At 61.3% G+C, this 17,923-nt stretch carries 19 protein-coding genes; 7 read left to right on the top strand and 12 right to left on the bottom strand.

What is annotated here, in order from left to right; translation table 11 throughout:
- Positions 1–82: 82 nt before the first annotated feature.
- From BUB78_RS04660 to BUB78_RS04650, 3 genes are read right to left on the bottom strand one after another with little or no spacing between them, the layout of a single operon-like run.
- The gene (locus BUB78_RS04660; RefSeq protein ID WP_073195523.1) at positions 83–811 is read right to left on the bottom strand and encodes a phosphocholine cytidylyltransferase family protein; all 729 of its coding nucleotides are present in this window, start codon (positions 809–811) and stop codon (positions 83–85) included.
- On the bottom strand, positions 808–1,497 hold the full coding sequence (locus BUB78_RS04655; protein ID WP_073195520.1) for an HAD family hydrolase: 690 nt from the start codon (positions 1,495–1,497) through the stop codon (positions 808–810). The genes BUB78_RS04660 and BUB78_RS04655 overlap by 4 nt, the downstream gene beginning before the upstream one ends.
- 6 nt (positions 1,498–1,503) lie before the next feature.
- Entirely contained in the window at positions 1,504–2,637 is a 1,134-nt protein-coding gene (locus BUB78_RS04650; protein WP_073195518.1) for a CDP-alcohol phosphatidyltransferase family protein, read from the bottom strand.
- A gap of 81 nt (positions 2,638–2,718) precedes the next feature.
- On the opposite strand from BUB78_RS04650, the gene BUB78_RS04645 reads away from it, so the two are divergent.
- Positions 2,719–3,168 (top strand): HIT family protein, encoded by a 450-nt coding sequence (locus BUB78_RS04645; RefSeq protein WP_170865021.1) that lies wholly within the window; start codon positions 2,719–2,721, stop codon positions 3,166–3,168.
- 4 nt (positions 3,169–3,172) lie between these two features.
- On the opposite strand, the gene BUB78_RS04640 is transcribed toward BUB78_RS04645, so the two are convergent.
- The 3 genes from BUB78_RS04640 to BUB78_RS04630 are packed head-to-tail and all read right to left on the bottom strand — an operon-like array spanning position 3,173 to position 5,633.
- The gene (locus BUB78_RS04640) at positions 3,173–3,967 is read right to left on the bottom strand and encodes a nucleotidyltransferase family protein (RefSeq protein WP_073195515.1); all 795 of its coding nucleotides are present in this window, start codon (positions 3,965–3,967) and stop codon (positions 3,173–3,175) included.
- A complete protein-coding gene (locus BUB78_RS04635) occupies positions 3,964–5,139 on the bottom strand; it encodes a hypothetical protein (RefSeq protein WP_084732760.1) in 1,176 nt (391 codons plus the stop codon). The genes BUB78_RS04640 and BUB78_RS04635 overlap by 4 nt, the downstream gene beginning before the upstream one ends.
- On the bottom strand, positions 5,136–5,633 hold the full coding sequence (locus BUB78_RS04630) for a DUF2141 domain-containing protein (RefSeq protein WP_073195513.1): 498 nt from the start codon (positions 5,631–5,633) through the stop codon (positions 5,136–5,138). The genes BUB78_RS04635 and BUB78_RS04630 overlap by 4 nt, the downstream gene beginning before the upstream one ends.
- A 148-nt stretch (positions 5,634–5,781) precedes the next feature.
- Here BUB78_RS04630 and BUB78_RS04625 point away from each other — a divergent pair, with 148 nt between their 5' ends.
- From BUB78_RS04625 to BUB78_RS04610, 4 genes are read left to right on the top strand one after another with little or no spacing between them, the layout of a single operon-like run.
- Positions 5,782–6,954, top strand: coding sequence for an LptF/LptG family permease (locus BUB78_RS04625; RefSeq protein WP_073195511.1), 1,173 nt, complete (start codon positions 5,782–5,784; stop codon positions 6,952–6,954).
- A gap of 7 nt (positions 6,955–6,961) precedes the next feature.
- Positions 6,962–8,017, top strand: a complete 1,056-nt coding sequence (locus BUB78_RS04620) for an LptF/LptG family permease (RefSeq protein WP_084732759.1) — start codon at positions 6,962–6,964, stop codon at positions 8,015–8,017.
- Positions 8,014–8,979: a diacylglycerol kinase family protein gene (locus BUB78_RS04615; RefSeq protein ID WP_073195507.1), complete on the top strand. Its 966-nt coding sequence runs from the start codon at positions 8,014–8,016 to the stop codon at positions 8,977–8,979. The genes BUB78_RS04620 and BUB78_RS04615 overlap by 4 nt, the downstream gene beginning before the upstream one ends.
- Positions 8,976–9,911 carry a hypothetical protein gene (locus BUB78_RS04610; RefSeq protein WP_073195505.1) on the top strand — a complete coding sequence of 312 codons (936 nt, stop codon included), beginning with the start codon at positions 8,976–8,978 and terminating at the stop codon, positions 9,909–9,911. Before BUB78_RS04615 ends, BUB78_RS04610 begins: the two co-directional genes overlap by 4 nt.
- Here BUB78_RS04610 and BUB78_RS04605 read toward each other — a convergent pair.
- The 5 genes from BUB78_RS04605 to BUB78_RS04585 form a co-directional block, all read right to left on the bottom strand.
- Complete coding sequence (locus BUB78_RS04605; protein WP_170865020.1) at positions 9,908–10,816, bottom strand: ATP-grasp fold amidoligase family protein; 909 nt, start codon at positions 10,814–10,816, stop codon at positions 9,908–9,910. The genes BUB78_RS04610 and BUB78_RS04605 overlap by 4 nt on opposite strands.
- 99 nt (positions 10,817–10,915) lie before the next feature.
- Positions 10,916–12,244 carry a lipopolysaccharide biosynthesis protein gene (locus BUB78_RS04600; RefSeq protein ID WP_073195501.1) on the bottom strand — a complete coding sequence of 443 codons (1,329 nt, stop codon included), beginning with the start codon at positions 12,242–12,244 and terminating at the stop codon, positions 10,916–10,918.
- A gap of 21 nt (positions 12,245–12,265) precedes the next feature.
- Positions 12,266–13,651, bottom strand: a complete 1,386-nt coding sequence (locus tag BUB78_RS04595; protein ID WP_139279249.1) for a hypothetical protein — start codon at positions 13,649–13,651, stop codon at positions 12,266–12,268.
- A 69-nt stretch (positions 13,652–13,720) separates the two neighbouring features.
- A complete protein-coding gene (locus BUB78_RS04590) occupies positions 13,721–14,929 on the bottom strand; it encodes a hypothetical protein (protein ID WP_073195497.1) in 1,209 nt (402 codons plus the stop codon).
- Complete coding sequence (locus BUB78_RS04585) at positions 14,926–16,098, bottom strand: CDP-glycerol glycerophosphotransferase family protein (protein WP_073195495.1); 1,173 nt, start codon at positions 16,096–16,098, stop codon at positions 14,926–14,928. Before BUB78_RS04585 ends, BUB78_RS04590 begins: the two co-directional genes overlap by 4 nt.
- Positions 16,099–16,378: 280 nt before the next feature.
- Between BUB78_RS04585 and BUB78_RS04580 the strand changes: the two genes are divergently transcribed.
- Both BUB78_RS04580 and BUB78_RS04575 read left to right on the top strand, forming a co-directional pair.
- Entirely contained in the window at positions 16,379–17,086 is a 708-nt protein-coding gene (locus BUB78_RS04580; protein ID WP_073195493.1) for a Crp/Fnr family transcriptional regulator, read from the top strand.
- Positions 17,083–17,643, top strand: coding sequence for a DUF4202 domain-containing protein (locus tag BUB78_RS04575; RefSeq protein ID WP_073195491.1), 561 nt, complete (start codon positions 17,083–17,085; stop codon positions 17,641–17,643). The genes BUB78_RS04580 and BUB78_RS04575 overlap by 4 nt, the downstream gene beginning before the upstream one ends.
- A 7-nt stretch (positions 17,644–17,650) precedes the next feature.
- On the opposite strand, the gene BUB78_RS04570 is transcribed toward BUB78_RS04575, so the two are convergent.
- Complete coding sequence (locus BUB78_RS04570) at positions 17,651–17,920, bottom strand: hypothetical protein (protein ID WP_073195489.1); 270 nt, start codon at positions 17,918–17,920, stop codon at positions 17,651–17,653.
- Positions 17,921–17,923: the final 3 nt, after the last annotated feature.

Here is a 17,923-nt window from a genome sequence, read left to right as displayed (position 1 = left end):
AGCATGACCTCGGCGTTGGAAACCACAACCTCGCGACCTTCATCCCGGGGCTGTGGCGCCTCACCCTTGAGATCCGCCAGGATCAGGACTGTCGGAAATGCGCGTCGATGCCCTCATAATCCTCAACGGTGTCAACCTCGTTCCAGCGCTTGCCTTCGATCGAAAACGTACCGACCTGACCGGTGGTATTGGCAATCGCGTCAATCGCCTTGAGAAACCAGTTGGACACGCCTTCGGGCGTGCGCATCATCTGTTCAAGCTTGGCGCGGTAGATGGCCGGCCCCTCGCCGGTAAAGCGCAGCATGCCGATGGATTCGGCATCGGCCTTTTCGGCAGGCAGCGCCTTGCCAATGGCGGCCAGGCGGGTGCCGTCAAGCTGCACCTTCATGTCGTCGGAATCATAGGCATCCTTGCGGTCAATCGTCACCTGAACCGGCAGGACATGCGGGCTTGAGAGAACGCCTTTCAGCAACTGCGCCTCAAACAGGGTGTCGCCATTGATCAGCAGAAAGTCACTATCCATAAAGTCGCGCACCATCCAGCAGCTCGCGAGGTTATCGGCGATCTGGTAGAATGGGTTATAGAAGGTGCTGACCGTCATCGGACCGCTGCGTTTGGCGACCTCTTCCTCGACCAGAGCCGCCATAAAGCCGGTAACCACCACAACCTCGGTCACCCCGCCGGCCTCAAGCGTGTCCAACTGACGGCCAAGGATGGTGGTATCGCCAATGGCCAGAAGGCACTTGGGGCGTGTTTCCGTCAGAGGCAGAAGACGAGACCCGCGACCGGCGCTTAGGATGATGGCTTTCATTGGGATGGCTCCAGTCTGTAAGAATAAGAAATAGAGGCTTCGAAATCGACGATTTCAAGACCATGTTCCGATGCGGCGCGCCGCAGGCGCTTGGATGGGTTTACCGCGATACCGTGATCCGCCTCGCGCAAAAATTCAAGGTCCGAGACGTGATCGCTATAGGCATAGGTCGGCTGGCTGAAGGGGCGCTCGGCCTGAAGATCGGCGATGCGGCGCAGTTTTTCCGCACCATAGCAATTTTCGCCGTCCAGCACCGGCCCGCGACCACCCGCAGGCCAGATAAGGCGCGTGCAGATCACATCGTCAAACCCGAGCGCGCGCGCCAGCGGCTCGGCCACCACATCGACAGCAGCCGTGACCAGAACCAGCCGGTCGCCACGCGCCTTGTGCGCCTTGATAGCGGCCTCGGCGCCGGGGCGCAGACCGCTGGCAAGCACGCCTGCGACAAATGTATCGGCCTTGGCCTGCAACTCGGCACGGCTATGCCCGGACAGGCTGCGCAGCCCGGCAGCCTTGATCGACGTGCGCGGCACAAGGCGCAGTTTATAGGCGATCATGCGCAGGGCGATCAGGGCGAATTGACCGGCAAACCGGGGCCGCCGACCGTTCACATGGATCAGAAACCACGTCCAGGTCGGTGCGCGCGTGATCGTGCGATCGAGATCAAAGAGTGCCGTACCCGCCATCCCGGATCAGCCCGCCATCCAGGAGGTCGGCTTGGCGGGTTGCCGCCAGGCCTGAAACAGCCGGACCTGATGAAAGATCAGCCAAAACAGCGTCCAGACGCCCATGGCGACAAAGCCCCAGCCCGGCGCGCCGAGCATGACAAACAGCATGAAGATCAGCATGTTGGGATTGCGTCGCGCGGTGATTTCGCGGGCGATGGAATCGATCCGCTCCCAGACATGGATGTGAAAGCCAAAAAGACCGATAAAGGCCCCCTCCTGCACCCGGTTGAGCACATAGCCGATCACCAGCACCGCCAGCGAAGCATCCAGCATGAACGCGCTCGGGCCGTCGGCGGCCTGTTGCAGCCCGACCCATATTGCCCAATACCAGAATGGCGGATGGATAAGGTCGATCAGGTGATCATAAAGGTCACCCCATTTGGAATAGCTCATGGTGGTGCGCGCCAGCTTGCCATCGACCGTATCCAGAAAGGTCATGATCCAGGCCGAAATGATGCCAAGCGCCCAGTGCCCCTCCCAAAAGAACCAAAGCGCGGCAAAGACCATCACAAGGCTGACCGTGGTCACGGTGTTGGGCGAAATATGCAGGTTTGCGGCGGCGCGGGTGGCGTGAAAGGCAGGCCAGGGCCAGGCGTATTTGGTCACCAGATCGGTGACACCCTTGTAGGACCCTTTGAACAGGCGCTTTTCGATGCTGCGCGGGGTCTCACTGCGCATCGAGAGCGCATAAGGCGCCTCGCGTTTGCGCAGCACCTCGTCATAGGCCCCGGCGAAATCGTCGGCATCGCCGGTGGTAAAACCCGCCGCGCGCAGGGCGTCCAAATCGGGGTCGCCCTGTCCGATCAACGCTTCGAAATCCGCAGGCGTCGCGCCTTCGGACAGGTGCAACGCGGCCAGACGTGGCGCGCCGCCGTTGCGGTCGGGCACAACAAGGGCCGCGCCCGGTGTGGCCAAAAACGCGCGCTGCAAGGCCGGCGACAGAACCCATTCGACGCCAACCAAAAGCCGCGCCGCCGGGTCATCGGCCGAGGCCGCACCGGCCTTTTGCCAGGCGCGGCGCTGCCATTCATGCAGCTCAAGCCCCCAGAGCCGTGCAGGCATTTCGCCGATCAGGCGCAGGCTTGTGTCTTTTGTCATCCGGTCATTCCATTTATCATCGTTTTGCGGGCAGGTCTTGGTGCCGCCCGAAACCAGCCACGAATGACAAGGGGAATAACCATGGAAAGCGCCGAAATGCCAGAACGAAACGCCACTTTTTCCCGTTTCGGCGGCAAGGACACGCTGATCCGGGATTATCGCTGGTGGAGCGTGCAGGCGCGACCACAGCAGGCGACGCTTGGTGCGATGATCCTGCTGGCGCATGGACCGGCGCAGGCCTTTGGCGATCTGCCGGGCGGCGCGCACGGCGAACTGGCGCAGATCACCCACGACATTGAGGCCGCGGTGGCGCGCTTTGGCAATCAAAAGATCAATTACCTGATGTTGATGATGGTCGATCCGCATGTACATTTTCACGTTCTGCCGCGCTATGACAAAGAGGTTGCCTTTGACGGCATCACCTTTGCCGATCCGGGCTGGCCTGCGGTGCCGGACCTTGGCCATGCCCCCGAGGCGCCGGATGCGGCGGCGCGGGTGCGCGCGGCGCTGCAAGCGGGCTGGCCTGCGTAAAGCCTCAGGCGTCGCGTGCGGTCAAAATCTCGCGCACAAGCACCAGGTCGCCGGGCTTGTCGACATCAATCGCGGCCTCGGCAAAGGGCAACAGAACCGGCGCGACGCGCACGCCAAGCTGGCGTGACAACAGCGCAAACGCCGCCTCATGCCCCGAGCGCATCAACAGGATGCGCAGGGCCGTGAGCGGGCCAAAACGCCAGGCGATGCGCCAGGGTTTCTTGCGGTCCTGTTCGGCGCTTTGCCAAAAGCGGATCACCTTGAGCGCCGCAGGGCTGGCGAGATAGAACAGGTTGCAGCCCGACAGCTCCGCCCCGCCAAGGCGCAGATAGGTGCGCTTGGTTTCCGGATACTCGGCCTCGATGACGCTGCGTTCGGCAAAACCCACGGTCATGTCGGCATCGCTGGCGATGGATTTCGCCAGAAAGCTATCCACCATCGCGGGCGTCAGCAGCGCATGATCGCAGGTTGTCACCAGAAGCGGCGTCGAAATCGGCCCCTCCAGAGCGCGGATAAGGCTTGAGGCCGGGCCTCGCCCCTGGGACGCCAGCGGCTGACAGGGGATGCCATCGGCGGCCGCCTCAAGTGCTGCGCCCTCAAGCCCGAGAACCCAGGCGGGGGCATCGGCGCGACTGGCGCCAAGGGCGCGCAAGACCCGCGACAGCATCGGCTGGCCGACAATGTCGATCACCGCCTTGCTGGCGACACCTTCGGCGTCACAGAGCGGATCACCGGCGGCGCGCGCGCCTGCGAGCACCAGGACCTGAACGGGGCGGGATTGGTCGGGGCTGGCGGTCATAGGGCCTTCTCGTAAACACGATAGGTTTTATAGCGCTTCATCTCGTAAAGATCGACCAGATTGAGCAGATCGCTGTTGCTCTCAAGAATCCAGGATGCCTCGACCTCGCGCACGCCGAGTGCATGCTGCGCGGCAAAGGCGGCCTCGAAACTGCCCGCCATGGCCACCATGCCCCGGCGGGTCTTGTGAAACTTGCGCCGCAATCCCGCCAGCGGCAGCCGGGCCCGTTTGGGACCGCGTATTTTCAGCCGATACAGCAGTTGCGCCCAGCCAAACGGCAGGATTTTTCCGTCAAGGCCATCGACGATTTCGTTGAGATCGGGGAACAGAAAGGTAAACCCTGCCGGTTCGCCGTCAATCATCGCGATCCAGAGGGAATCAGAGCGCAGCAACGGTTTCAGTTCCTGCGCCATCACGGTGATCTGATCGGCGCTGAACGGGACAAACCCCCAATTTTGCGACCAGGCGTCGTTGAATATTTCCATGACCATCCGGATGTCGGCCTTGAAGTTCTTCATGTTGAGCGGTCGGATGCTAAGCGCCGGGTCGCGGTCAAAGGCGTCTTTCCAGCGCTTGACCGTGGGCGGGATGTGATACTCTTCGCCGAATTCATGCAAAAATGCGTAAAGGTCCATTGCCTTGGCAAATCCCAGCCTCTCAAGCGTGGGGGCATAATCGGGTCGGCCATGCGGCATCATCATCATCGGCGGCGTATCAAAGCCCTCGACAAGCAGGCCGGATTCTTCGTTGATCGAAAAGCTGAACGGCCCGGCAATGCGGGTCATTGCGCGCGCGCGCAGCCAATCTTCTGCGGCCGCCATCAGGGCAGCCGCAACCTCGGCGTCGGCGCTGAGCGTGTCGAGAAAGCCGAAATGCCCGGTGGCATCGCTGTAAAGCTCCAGATGACCCCTGTTAACGATGGCGGCGATGCGCCCGACCACCTGACCATCGCGGCGCGCCAGCATCAGCGTATGGTCAATTCTGGCCAGCCCCGGATTATGCTTCGGCTCAAGCTGCGCCTTGCGCTCAAACCGCAGCGGCGCGCGCCAATGCGCAACATCGCGATAGGCGCGGTAGGGCAAGTCAACGAAGGCCGCCCTGTCCGCACGCGAGGTCACTTCGCTGACCGTTATATCGGGGGCTGCGGACAAGGGGGACGCGCTTTGGGTCATCGTTGCAGTGTAATCCTAATGGCGGCACCTTCACTGGGCACCTGAAAGGCCGCATCATCAAACACCGGCATCGCAAACGCCAGCTTCTTCTTGCTCGATAGCGCAAAAGGTTCGGCCGGCATCATGTTCCACTTCTGATCAAGATCCCTGTCGGCATCCAGATCCTGATAGGCGGCGACGGCATAGGCACCGGCCTTTTTGACGTCAAAGCACACGGTCTGCGGGCCATTTTGGGCGGGCACACGGATGCGATGCACCCGCGACGCCTTTTTAAGGAAATCACGCTTGCTCGGGCGGTAGAGTTCGACCGTCAGAATGCCCTGAGACGTGACGTTTTCGACGATCACCTTGACCTGCGGTGATCGCGCGCCACAGACCGCTGCCGCCTCATGCGGGCGAATATCCAGCGCCTTGGCCTGCGCGGACACGCCAGAGACCGAAAGCGCAAGGGCGCCAGACAGGGCCAGGGTGTAAAGGCTGCGTTTGATAAACATTGGCACTCTCCTTAGGGTCACGACCTGGTTACAGTCAGCCGCTGGCGGTTATAAAGGTTTTCTAGTAACAGACTACAAGGATTGGGGTCATCACAAGTGGTTGCACCGGATGTAACACCCCCCTGCCGGCCCGGAGAGAACGCCAGACATGTTTTTCAAGCTCGACCGTTACCTTTTGCGTAATAACATTGGCCTCCTGCTCGCTTTAATTGCTGTGGCACTGGCGATTTTGATGCTGGAACGGTTGATCCGGATCACCGATCTGATTGCCGGCTCGGATGACGCGTTGCAGTCGGCAGCGCGTATGATCGGCAATTTGTTGCCACATTATCTTGGCATGGCGCTGCCGGGGGCGCTGTTGATCGCCACCATCATCAGCATTGAACGGCTAAGCCGCTCGGGCGAGATTGTCGCGCTGATGTCCACTGGCGTGTCGCTGCGCCGCATCTTGCGGCCCTATCTGGGGCTGGCGGTGGTGCTGGCGCTGGTCTCGATTTTGATCTCGGGGTTTTTACAGCCGGTGTCGCGCTACAACTACCGCCAGATTGTGCATGAGCTAAAGCAAAGCTCCATCGTGACCGCCTTCAAGGAACGCAAATTCGTTCAGTTCGACGATAAGGTGGTCTGGACCTCGAAGGTCAATTTTGCCGGTCGAAAACTGGGCGAAACGTTCATTATCGACTCCAGCAAGGGCGGTGATTACAAGTTTATCACCGGCCACACCGGCGTTCTGACTGAAAGCGACGATGGCACATGGACGATCAATTTGCAGGATGCGATGATCGGCGATCTGCCAGCAGAGATCACCACATCGCAGGGCAACCGGCTTAATACCGCCAAAGTGACCTGGAAGATGCCGACGCCGATCGAGGGCTACCGCGACCGCGGCGATGATCAACGCGAGCTGACCCTCAAAGAGCTGATGAGCAAATCCTATCTGACCGACGACAAAACCATCGATCCAACCGCCGCCCAGGCAGACATGCATGACCGGCTCAGCCGCGCGGCGCTTTTGATCGCCCTCCCTCTGATCAGTGTGGTGCTCGGGCTGCAACTGGGCCGGGTTGCGCGGTCTGGCGGGCTGGCGGTCGGGATACTGCTGCTGGTGGTGGTGCAGAAACTGCTGGAATTCGGCCTGTCGCTAGCCCAGCGTGGGGTCGTTCCGCCCTGGGCGGGCACATGGCCGGTTGTGGCCCTGGTTGCCGTGCTGGCAATTTACACCTTCTGGCGTACCGCCAGTGGACGATCCGCCTTTCCCGCTTTATGGCGGGTAAAACCCAAAGCCGCCGCCCCGTCGGCGCCCCCGGAAACAACGGCATAGCCCCTGAATGAGCCATCTTAACCGATATCTAGCCGTGATGTTTCTGCAACGGTTTTTGCTCACCGTCTTTGGGCTGGTGGCCCTGCTTGGTGTGCTTGACGCCCTGAGCAATGCCGATCTGCTGCCCGAGAATGCCGACCTGTCGGATCAGTTTCGCTATATGGCGCTGCGGATGCCGATCCTGTTTGACCGGATCATGATTTTTGCGCTGCTGATGGCGCTTCTGCTGACTTATGTCAGCCTGATCCGCCGCAACGAGCTGGTGGCGATTGTCGGCGCGGGCATCTCGGTCTTTGGTCAGGTGCGCGCCCTGATCCCGGCGGTCCTGATTGCCACAATCGCCTCGGCGGTGCTGATTGATCAGATCAACCCTCTGACCACTCGGGCGCTCGAAGATTGGCTCGGGCCCGAGGCGGTGCATGACAACCGCCAGGCCCCGAAGGCGCTATGGCTGGCCGATGGACGCCTGCTGATCGAGGTTGGCGCGCTCAACAATGACCGCAGCCTGAGCAATGTGACATTGTTCGAGCGCGGCGACAATGGCAAGGTCACCGCGATTTCCAGGGCCGGGTCCGCCACGGCGATCCCCGCGGGCTGGGCGCTGAGTAACGTGCAACAGATCCGCTATGACGGCAACGAGGTCGCCCCCCCCGCGATATGGCACAGCGAGCAGACGCCGCATACCCTGCGACTCTTGCTGTCCGAACCACGCAATCTTGCCCTGAGCGACCTTTATCGGCTGTCGCATATGACCGGTTCGGGTAGCCTGCCGTCGGATGCCTATTTTGTGTGGTTTCTCAATCGGCTGTCGCTGCCGTTTATCGCCATCGGGTTCTTGATGATGACAGTGCCGATCATGCAGCATCTGGGGCGCCGCGACGGTGGCGAGTTTTCGCTCGCGATCGGTATCGCGGCGGGATTTGTGTTCATGGTGACGGATGGGGTGTTCAAGACCCTGTCAGAGAATGGTAGCCTGAGTGCGATCATCGCAGTGGTGGTGCCCGTGGGTACGCTGATGCTGATAGGTCTTTGGCTTTCTTATCATAGAACGGCATCGGCATGACACATCGCATCGGCCTTATCGTCAACCACGGCAGCCACGCCGTTGAAAAGCGCGGTGCCATGCTTGAGGCGGCAGCGCTTGAACTGCCCCATGCCAGCTTTTTGCGGCTGGATGATTTCGCTGATCTGAATGGCTTTGTGCGGCAAATGGCCCGCGACGGCGTCGAGAAGATATTTATCGAGGGCGGCGATGGCACACTGTTGGCGGTGCTCTCGGCCTGTCTGGCGCCAGGGGCCGGTTTTGCCTCGCCGCCCGAATTTGCCATCCTGCCAGGCGGCAGCACCAATCTGGCGGCGCGCAGCTTTGGCTTTCGCGGCAAGACCGCGGGCGAGATCACCCGCCGCATCGCCGCCCTTGCCAATGAGGTCGATCCGCCGGAGCGCGAAACACACCGGGCGCTGCGCATCGAAAGTGCCGCCCTGCCCTGCCCTGCAATCGGGTTTGTCCTGTCCACCGGATCGCTGGCGCGCGCGATGCTTTTTGCCCAGCGCGAGTTTCACGACGACGTGCAGCGCGGCTTGCGCACGATCATCCTCGCTATTGTCCGGTTCGTGATGGCACCGGGCAAATATCGCGACACTGATGGCGGACCGGTCCTGCGTGCTTCGCATCTGACGGTGCGCGGGGCGGGTGTAGAGATTGACGGCCCGCATACCCTTGCGCTGGTGACCTCCCTGCCCCGGCTCAGCCTTGGGTTGAAACCCTTTTGGGGCACTGGGCCGGGATCAATTGCGCTGACCCATGCCGCCTGGCCGATCAAGGGTTTTCGCCGGGCGATTGCCAAGATTTTGCTGCACCTCTCTGGCCCGCGCCTGGCCGCTCATGGCATGACCAGCTATCGCAGCGACCGCTTTGACCTTATCCACGACGACCCGATTGTGATCGATGGCGAGCCGGTGGCCTGCGCCGAGGACGGCAAGCTGCATATCACAACAACCGAACCGCTGGTGTTCCTGCGATGAGCGGGACGGAGGTGATCGCGCAATTGCGTGAGGTGATCGAGGGTGATCAGGCCCCGCTGTCGGCACCTGCACAGGCCATGGCCGAGGCCATCCGTGCCCGGCACGGCGGGGCGGTGCGGGCGCTGATCTTTTACGGCTCGGCGCTGCGCGAGGGCGAGGCCGCCGAAAAAATGCTGGATTTCTATGTGATCGTTGACAGCTACCCTGCGGTTCATGGCCGGGGGCTGGCCAGTCTTGCGGCCTGGCTGTTGCCGCCAAGCGTGCATTTCATGGCGATCACCGACGCCGACGGGAACCGGCTGCGCAGCAAATACGCGGTGGTTTCCGAGGCCGCGTTCCTGCGACGGGCAAGCGGCCGGTCGCTGGAATCGATGCTCTGGGCGCGCTTCACACAGCCCGCAACCATTGTCACCGATAACCCCGAGTTGCGCGCCCGGCTGATTGACACGCTGGCGCATGCCTGTCGGCATTTTGCGGCTCAGGTCACCCCGCTTTTGCGCGGACCGCAACAGCCCGGCGACATCTGGGTGCGCGGTCTTTGCGAAAGCTATCGCACCGAGCTGCGCCCCGAAAACCCCGGCCCGCGCGCGGCCCAGATCGTTGCGCGCTTTCCCGAACGTTATGCGCGCCTGTCGGCGATCCTTTTGCCGCAGGGCAAGGACGGCGCGCCGGATCTGCCGGATGTCGGGGCGCTGCGCCGCGCGGCCTGCGCCGCCAAATGGGGGCTGCGCCGGATAATCGGCAAGCCACTTGGCGCGCTGCGCGTCCTCAAGGCCGCAACAACGTTCGATGCGGGGCTGGACTACATTCTGGAAAAGGTCGCCAGCCACTCAGGTGTAAAACTTGACGTCAGCGAGGCCGAACGCCGCCACCCGGTCCTGCACGCGCCAAAACTGGCCTGGCGCCTGTATCGCGCCGGAGCCTTCCGCTAGGAAGAGGCGGTAAGCGTCGCCTTGTCCGGCAGCTCCAGCCAATCGCCGATTTTTTCGTTCCACTCGTCGGGTTTAAAAACGGTATAGCCACCCACCGGATTGAGGGAAAGCTCGCCCAGCAACAGCCGACCTTTGTTGATGTAGAAATCCGCCCGCACCAGCGCAAACCCCTGCGACAGCGTCTTTGCCGCTTCAATCATCTCGTCCAGCGCCTCGGGTCTCGGCGGGGGCGGGCCGTAGGGCGCGAATACGGCGTAGGTAAAGGGCATCGGCTCCCACTGGGGGCTCATGAAGATGCTGCGCAAACCGCTATAGCGGGTCTCGCAATATTGAATAAAGCGGGTCTCGCCGTTGAACACAAACAGCTTATAGTCGGGGATGTCACCGCCACCGTTGTCCAGATAATGCTCGGCGATAATCCGCGCCGGAGAGGCGGCGTAATACCACTCGCCCTTGTGATCGGACATGTCGGTTTTCATCCAGAGGTCGAGCCGCTTGCGCGTGGCCTCCTCGTCGATCGCCTGACCGGGGGCCTTGATCACGTTCCAGGCGCTGCCATTGGTCACCTTGAGCGCATAGGCATCCGGAAGCGCGCCAAAATCCACGTCATCGGCCCGGTCCCAGACCCCGTGCAACTCGTTCATCAGGTGCCCAAGCCCATTCTGCTCGGCATAGCCGCGCAACCTGTATTTATCCGTGATGACCGCGTTTTGCGGCCGTTTGTCGTTGACCTTCAGCCAGCACATTTTTTCGCTGATGGTGCGCGGGTTTTCAAGGTCGGGCCAGACCCCGAAGATACGCTTATAGGTCACGCGGGTCAGCGCTTCGTGAAAATTCATGCCGGGAAAGCGAAGGCGCGCCTCGATGTGGCGTGACGACCGCCAACCCGAGACATAACGGGCCATGAATGCCTTGAGGTCCTTACCCATTTCCCGAGTTACCTTTCCGATCTAAGTGCTGTTGGATGTCCTAGCAAGAATTGGCCGCCGGGGCCAGATCGCCACTTACGGCAGATCGTCACCCTTTTTGGCGCGATTGATCCGCTTTTTCAGCAGGCGACGACCAATCAACACGCTCAGCCCGCGCGAGGTGATGGCAAAGCCGATCATCCCAAGGCCCACGGCATTCAGCCCGATCACCCAGATCCCGGTGAGCATGATCACGCCGTAGACCGCCATTGCGGCGATCTGAATCAACAGGGCGGTGCCGCCCTTGTTGGCCGAAAACAACGCATGATGCAGGGCAAAGCCCAGAATGTTGATCAGGGCGGCCATGATCAGCAGCCGGAACAGCCAGATGTGATCCAGCAATGGCGCACCAAAGACCTGCTCTATCAGGATGGGCAGCACGGCGAACAGGATGGCGCCTCCGACCACCACGACAATCGCGGCGACCTTGAGCTGCTGGACCACCAGATCGCGCAGTCCGGTCCAGTCGCCCCGGCCAGAAAGGCGCGAGAAATCCGGCAAGAGCAGCGGCCCTAGCAGCCGCGTCGGCCCTGAAACGCCTGTGGAAAGCTGGCGCGCCAGTTGCAGCACCGCCGCCTGTGCCGGGCCCAGTTGCGCCCCGACAAACAGCGTGGTCAGGTGGTTGATCGCCAGTGGCCCGGTGCCAATCAGGTTCGACATCATCAGGAAATGCCAGATGCCGGGGAAAAGCGCGCCGGTACGGCGAAAGTTCAGCGAAAACTTCGGCCGCAGATCGCGCTTGATCAGTTCATAGGCACAGACCGCCATGGTCATCGCGCCGCTGATCACGAAGGCTGCAAACCACGCCATTGCAAGGTGAACGACCGTGCCTCCCAACATCACCGCACTCAGCACCAGCACAAGACGGATCACCGCATTCAACCCGTGTTGCAGCGCCAGTATCTTGATGCGATCAAATAGCCGCAGCACCCCGTTCGAGGTGGCATTGGTCACGAACACGATCAGAATCATGAACCACGGCGCCATCTCGGTGACCTGCGCATTCCAGCCAAACCAGACCGCAGCCTGCGGGATCAGCAGGATCGCGGCGGCAATGGCCACCAGCATGGTGATGAAATCAATCCCGAGGGCCAGACCGAGCAGTCGGCGCAGCCGATCATCTTCACCGCGTTCCTGCGCAATCACCCCAAAGCGCAACACCGCCTGCCAGGATTCGAATTTCGCCACTTCGGCGAAGACCCGGACATAGGCGATCAGCAGCATCACCATGCCAAGATCAGCGGCGCCAAAGGCGCGCAGGATGATCACGTTGGTGCCAAGGTTGAGCAGGCCAAACACCGCCCTGCTGCCAACAATCATGCTGGCATTGTGCAAAAAGCGGCGGTGAATGTCCTTGTGGCTCACGTGCGGTCCGACCGGATCATATCACGTCAGTGGTGACGGCGAGGCTTCGGTGAAAACGTTCTGCTTGCGCCCAAGTTTGCCCTTTTCCTCGGCAATCATTGTCCAGCGCACGCCCGGGTAGCGGCGCGAGGCAAGCGCCATCTGCACATGCCACCAATAGGGCGGTTGCTGGGTTGTATGCGCATTGCGCCCGTCAGGCAGGGTTTTGACTGCCGGATAGCAGGCCGCAACGATCATCACAAAGCCGCTCGCGCGTGAAAACATCTCGTCGATGACCCAAGGCACGTCAGCCGACGACAGGTGTTCAACCACATCGGTCGAGATCACGCCGCCATAGCGGCCCTCGCCAATATCGGAAAAGGGCGCGTGGCCGGGATCATAGCAGCGGATGCGCAGGCCGGGCAATGCATCCGACTGGCGATAGGGGCTGTCCTCGGGCTCGCCCGGAATGGTGTCATAGTTGATCGCCTTGCCCGACCCATAATCAAGGATTTCGGTCGCGCCGGTCGCGCGGACCAGGTTGGCCACGGTCGTGAAATGCTTCTTGATCTGATAACCCGCGAATGTTTCCGGCGTATCGTGCATCTGCTGGTACTGGGCGATCAGGCGGCCGAATTCGGCGCTCGGTTGCTCTTTGGTGAACATCAGATACCCGGCTTCGTCGGCGGATTTCTCAAGGTCGTGCCAGAGGCTGTAGAGCGGGCCTTCGCGATAACGCAGATAGCCGGGAAAGGGTTTCCAGGGCTGCGAATGCAGGGTGGTATAATGCAGGCAGTTGGTCTGCTCGACCGGGTGTTCGCCATCGCGCGAATTCCAGGTGCCGGGCATTTCGCCAAACAGGTCTGCATCCGCCATCGCGCCTTTGAAATGGTCGTGCTTCTTGCCCGCGGCTACATCGGCAAGCGTCCAGAGCTTACCCATCTTTTCGCAATCGATCAGCATGACCGAGTTTTCCTTGACCGAAATCGCCAGAACACCCTTGCCCTTCATGTCCATATCAAACAGCCCGGCCGGGTCTTGCAGGTAAATCTGGTCAACGTCGTTATAGATCGCGCGCCCGGCGTTGCCCGCCCAATGAGGGATCGCATAGCGGTAATTGGTAAAGCCGGTTTTCCAGCCAACCCGCGGAATGCCCGCCACATTCGACATCAGATGAATTTCATACGCACGCGCCGGGTCACGGACCTGCATTACCGACCAGACGAAAATCCGCGTGGCGCGATACTGGCCGGGCTCGGTGCCCAGAAAAATCCGCACGGGTGGTTTGCTCGACGCCTTGGTGCCGGGCTGGGGATCGAGGCGGATCACCTCCATCTCCTGCATGTCACCGGAATCGCGACCCGGATCCTTATCCAGCCAATAGGCCATCTGACGGTGATACCAATGGGTTTTGTATGGGTTTTTCATCTTAAACGACCTTTCGTTACCTCGTCGGATGCGGGGTCGGTCACCACATCTTTGAGGATGCCTACAGAGTCAAGCCTGCGGTGGCTCTGCAAGCGTAAACTGGCCGTCTGCGACACTATGCGCCAGCTCTGCAAAGGCGGGGCTGAGAGTCATGATTTCGCCCTCAAAACGCGCCAGATGGGCGCGAATGAAAGTCTCGTCGGTTTGGCGGTCATGGGCGGCGGTATAGGCGTTCACCGCCGTCGTGCGCCCGGGATAGGCGCCGGCCTTGTCGGCGAACATATCCATGCCCGCCACGATCAGGCGACGCGGGGCAAGCGCAATGGCAGCGGCCAGCATCACGGCGCCGGTGGTCGGGCGCGGGTGGCCCTGCAAAGAGGTGCCCAGACCGGCAATCTCTTCGACCACGAAATAGGACAATCGCCCGCGCCAGGGGCTGAGCAGACGCGCGCCCAGCAAGGCCTCTTCCTTGCGCCGCGATGCCACCCCGATCAGCGTTGGCCCTGCCGCGCGCATGGATCGTTTGACCCCGGCAAAAAGCACATCAGCGCGCGTCATGTAACCGTCTTGCATCCACTGATGGTTGACCCGAAAGAGCGCGTCATGGGCCATGCCCGCAAGCCGTGGATCGGCCGAGGTCGGGCCATTGCCCAGGCACATGATCACCTCTGGCTGGTTCAGTCGGGCGCAGAGCGCATCGCGGCTTGCGACCCGGCGGACAAACGGGGCGAGGAGCGCGCGCGCGCGGCCACGCATCAGCTTTTGCACGCCGCGAGAGACAGCCCCAAGCAGCGGGCCATCGCCGCGCTCAAATCCCATTGCCGAAATCAGGTGATCCGCAATCATTATTGCCCCCCCCTGCTCTGGCAGCGCATCACCGGCCGATTGCGACAGGGCCGTGAGGCGGCTTTCGGTGCTCGTGCTCTGCCCTCCCGCGTCAGCGAGCCCAAACACCGGAATGCCGCGCCGTATTGCCCGCGTCACCAGCGCAGGCCTGCGCCCGTCTGGCGCCTCGTCCGGGCACAGCATCGCGCGTGCCCGCACCTGCGCCAGCGTCAGGCCCGGGTTTGCCTTGTGCACATAGGCGCGGGGGAACCGTTGGGCCAGTGCCCCTGCATCGGTCGGCGGAGAAACCAGCACGACCGACAGGCGTTTGGGGCTCTCGCACAGGGCGTCAACCACCGCCTGCGCCGCCGCAGACGGCGCGCCGTCAGACGCCACCATCACAACCACCGCATCCTCGGGCGGTCGCATGCCGATATCATGTGGCTGGCTCATGCCCAGTCTTTCGAAAGGCTGCCCTGTTCCATATATTCGGCAATCGCCCGCGCGCCGCGCTCCGAGGCGGGCGCATCGGCAAAGGGCGCGCCCGGTCCGATTGCATCGTCGTCCAATGCGGCCTGTTGCGCCGGGCGCCAGCGCTCAAACTCGGTCAGCGCCGCATCAATCGCGCTGTCGAGATCGGCGACATCCTCAACCACCGGGCCGAACGTCCAAGAGCGGAACGACGGGTTGCCCTGCCAATTATTCTCATCGGGGTTGAGAAAGACGCAGGGCCTTGGCCGGTTGATGAACTCATAGATCTGGCTGGACTGATCCCCCAGATAAAGATCAGAGGCCCGCAGATAGGTCATATCAGAGGAGGCGCGGCTGCCCAGATCAACCTTGATCCGGGGGTGATTGCGAAACCGCCCGGGCAGGCGCGCGCCGCGTGTCCAGCTGCGCTTGAACAACAGGGCATGGGGGGCAAAGATCACGTTCAGATCCTCGCGCGCCGCCAGCCTGTCCAGCACCGCTTCACCCCAGCGATGCCAGGACGAGCCGCGCGGGTTTTGCGTCGGGTTATAAACGACCACCGGCTTGTCATCATCAAACAGGCGCAGGGGCGTTTGCGGCACGGCCTCATACTTGGGATAGCCGATTATCGCATGGCTGGTGTCCTTTAGCCGCCCTTCGGCCCACATGGCGCAGGCCAGGCGGCGGCCCTGCAACAGAACCAGATCAAAAGTCTCCACCCTCTTGTCGAAATTGCCGAAGGGATTGCTATAGAGATCGCCCGCGCCGTGGCCGGTAAAGATCATTTTGACCCCGGCCATCTTCGCCGAGCGGCGCAGCGCAAGAGAGGTCATTTCAGGCATGATCAGCGCGTCATACTGTGACAGGCGGTCGACGTTGGCCTGCAACACCGCCACCTTGCGCGCAAAGGTGAACTGGCGCAGCAGCGGATCCGCAATCCGAAACACCAGAGGCACTTTCAACGCCTGTATGTTGGCGGTCTGTGCATCAAACCGCCCGGCAATTTCCTGCGCAAACTCCATTTCGCCGCGGGTAGAGCACAAAATATCCACCGTCCAATCCGGTCGCACCCGCGACAGGGCAAAGCCATAGGGCGCTGCATGGGGCACCTGGTGCGGCTCGAAATGATTGAGGATCACGCCTATACGCATGGGAAATGCCTTAACAAGAGCAGGTCGACCTGTGCAGGTCGCGGTGACACCCTTAAAACCATTGAGCCACGATGGCAAACCGTCTGTGTCGCATCCCCCCAAGCGGCATCCTTGCAAAGGGGCTAAGTGTCCGGGTCGGTGGAGCACCCCAAATCGGCATCTCTGGATATTTGTCAGACCCGACTGGCCTCAACGGTGCATTCCCGCGTAGTGCTGCATGGTGTATTTTCGCGTATTCCCGTGTACAGATGATAACAATGACTCGTCATAAGGTAATCCGATGCACAAAACAGAACTTCACGACATCGCCCGAGATTCGGTTTTGCTGCGCAGCCTGCCCGTTGCAGTGGCTGACAGACTGTTGGCCGATGCCAGCTTTCGGGATGTCACACGGGGCGAGACTGTCTTTCTCCAGGGCGACCGGGCGCAGGTCATTCATGTGGTGCTGGATGGCTGGGTCAAGCTTTACCGCGTGTCCCCCAACGGAAACGAGGCCGTGGTGAATGTCTTTACCCGAGGCCACAGCTTTGGCGAGGCGGTCGCCTTTCGTCAGCAACCCTACCCGGTTTCCGCAGAAGCGGTGAGCGATTGCACGCTGGCTCTTATTTCGGCGCGAAGCTTCATCTCGATCCTCGAACACGAGCCAGAACTAAGTCTCGCGGTCATTGCCTCTACGTTTGCGCACCTTCATGATCTCGTGGCCCAGGTGGAACAGATCAAGGCCCAGACCGGGGCGCAGCGGGTTGCCGATTTCCTGATCCGTCTTAGCAATTGCGAGACCGGGTCCTGCGAGGTGACTTTGCCCTATGACAAGGCGCTGATTGCCGGGCGTTTGGGCATGAAACCCGAAAGCCTGTCGCGCGCCTTTTACAAGCTCAAGGCTGTCGGTGTGGGGGTCTCGCGCCATCATGCCACGATCGAAGACATCAAGTTGTTGCAGGATTATGCCGCGAAAGATCCTGCCGATTCATGGAGTAAATCCCTGTGAAAAAGCTCGAACTCACCCTTGCCGCGATTGACGCCGCCAATGCGCATGACCCCGACACAAGCCAGGGCCAACCCGCGGCACAGCTTTACGGTCAGCGCATGAGCGCCGAGCTTGACCGGCTTTTCCCCGACGCCTCCGAGCCTTTGAAAATCGCGGCGCGGGGTCAGCATATCGAACGTTGGGTACTGAAAAGAAAAGACTTTCCCGAAGGGCGCGAAGGCTACCTGAATTGGCGTACCGAGTTGGCGAAACATCACGCCACCCGCGTGGGTGAGATCATGGCTGACGCGGGGTATGGCAGCCAGGACATTGAACACGCACAGAAAATGATCCGAAAACAAGGGATCAAACGCGACCCGGAGGTTCAGGCACTCGAGGATGTGATCTGTTTCACCTTTCTGAAATGGTATTTCGCGCCCTTCGCCCCCACGCAAGCCCCGGAAAAACTTGATACCATCGTCACCCGGACCGCGAAAAAGATGTCAGCAGAGGGGCGCGCACGGCTGTTGAAGGAATTCGACCTGCCCGAGGATCTGGCGCAAAAATTCGCGATCTGACGCGGCGCTAAAGCAGGCCCGGCAACAGGTAAAGCCCCAGCAAGAGCAGACAGAACACCCCGAGCGATATCGCGAAGCCGCGCCGCCAGAACGGGGCCGCGTCAAGTCTCAGATAAGACGACAGAATAACGCGCGCCTTAAGCCAGGCAAAACTCAGGACAAGCATCCCCGCCCCTGCCGCAAACCCCGGCGGCCATTGCCAAAGCGAGATCAGCGTCGAGCCAAGGCTGAGACCGATGAGCGCGGTCCATGCACGCAAAAGCGGGTTTCGGATCATGGC

Source organism: Roseovarius marisflavi (assembly GCF_900142625.1).
Taxonomy (GTDB): Bacteria; Pseudomonadota; Alphaproteobacteria; order Rhodobacterales; family Rhodobacteraceae; genus Roseovarius; species Roseovarius marisflavi.
The sequence above is the reverse complement of the archived record's forward strand: the minus strand, read 5'-3'. Positions and strand labels throughout refer to the sequence as shown.

Coding starts and splice junctions, on each gene's coding strand:
- BUB78_RS04660 (WP_073195523.1), bottom strand. CDS start 811: ATGAAAGCCATCATCCTAAGCGCCGGTCGCGGGTCTCGTCTTCTGCCT.
- BUB78_RS04655 (WP_073195520.1), bottom strand. CDS start 1,497: ATGGCGGGTACGGCACTCTTTGATCTCGATCGCACGATCACGCGCGCA.
- BUB78_RS04650 (WP_073195518.1), bottom strand. CDS start 2,637: ATGACAAAAGACACAAGCCTGCGCCTGATCGGCGAAATGCCTGCACGG.
- BUB78_RS04645 (WP_170865021.1), top strand. CDS start 2,719: ATGGAAAGCGCCGAAATGCCAGAACGAAACGCCACTTTTTCCCGTTTC.
- BUB78_RS04640 (WP_073195515.1), bottom strand. CDS start 3,967: ATGACCGCCAGCCCCGACCAATCCCGCCCCGTTCAGGTCCTGGTGCTC.
- BUB78_RS04635 (WP_084732760.1), bottom strand. CDS start 5,139: ATGACCCAAAGCGCGTCCCCCTTGTCCGCAGCCCCCGATATAACGGTC.
- BUB78_RS04630 (WP_073195513.1), bottom strand. CDS start 5,633: ATGTTTATCAAACGCAGCCTTTACACCCTGGCCCTGTCTGGCGCCCTT.
- BUB78_RS04625 (WP_073195511.1), top strand. CDS start 5,782: ATGTTTTTCAAGCTCGACCGTTACCTTTTGCGTAATAACATTGGCCTC.
- BUB78_RS04620 (WP_084732759.1), top strand. CDS start 6,962: ATGAGCCATCTTAACCGATATCTAGCCGTGATGTTTCTGCAACGGTTT.
- BUB78_RS04615 (WP_073195507.1), top strand. CDS start 8,014: ATGACACATCGCATCGGCCTTATCGTCAACCACGGCAGCCACGCCGTT.
- BUB78_RS04610 (WP_073195505.1), top strand. CDS start 8,976: ATGAGCGGGACGGAGGTGATCGCGCAATTGCGTGAGGTGATCGAGGGT.
- BUB78_RS04605 (WP_170865020.1), bottom strand. CDS start 10,816: ATGGCCCGTTATGTCTCGGGTTGGCGGTCGTCACGCCACATCGAGGCG.
- BUB78_RS04595 (WP_139279249.1), bottom strand. CDS start 13,651: ATGAAAAACCCATACAAAACCCATTGGTATCACCGTCAGATGGCCTAT.
- BUB78_RS04590 (WP_073195497.1), bottom strand. CDS start 14,929: ATGAGCCAGCCACATGATATCGGCATGCGACCGCCCGAGGATGCGGTG.
- BUB78_RS04585 (WP_073195495.1), bottom strand. CDS start 16,098: ATGCGTATAGGCGTGATCCTCAATCATTTCGAGCCGCACCAGGTGCCC.
- BUB78_RS04580 (WP_073195493.1), top strand. CDS start 16,379: ATGCACAAAACAGAACTTCACGACATCGCCCGAGATTCGGTTTTGCTG.
- BUB78_RS04570 (WP_073195489.1), bottom strand. CDS start 17,920: ATGATCCGAAACCCGCTTTTGCGTGCATGGACCGCGCTCATCGGTCTC.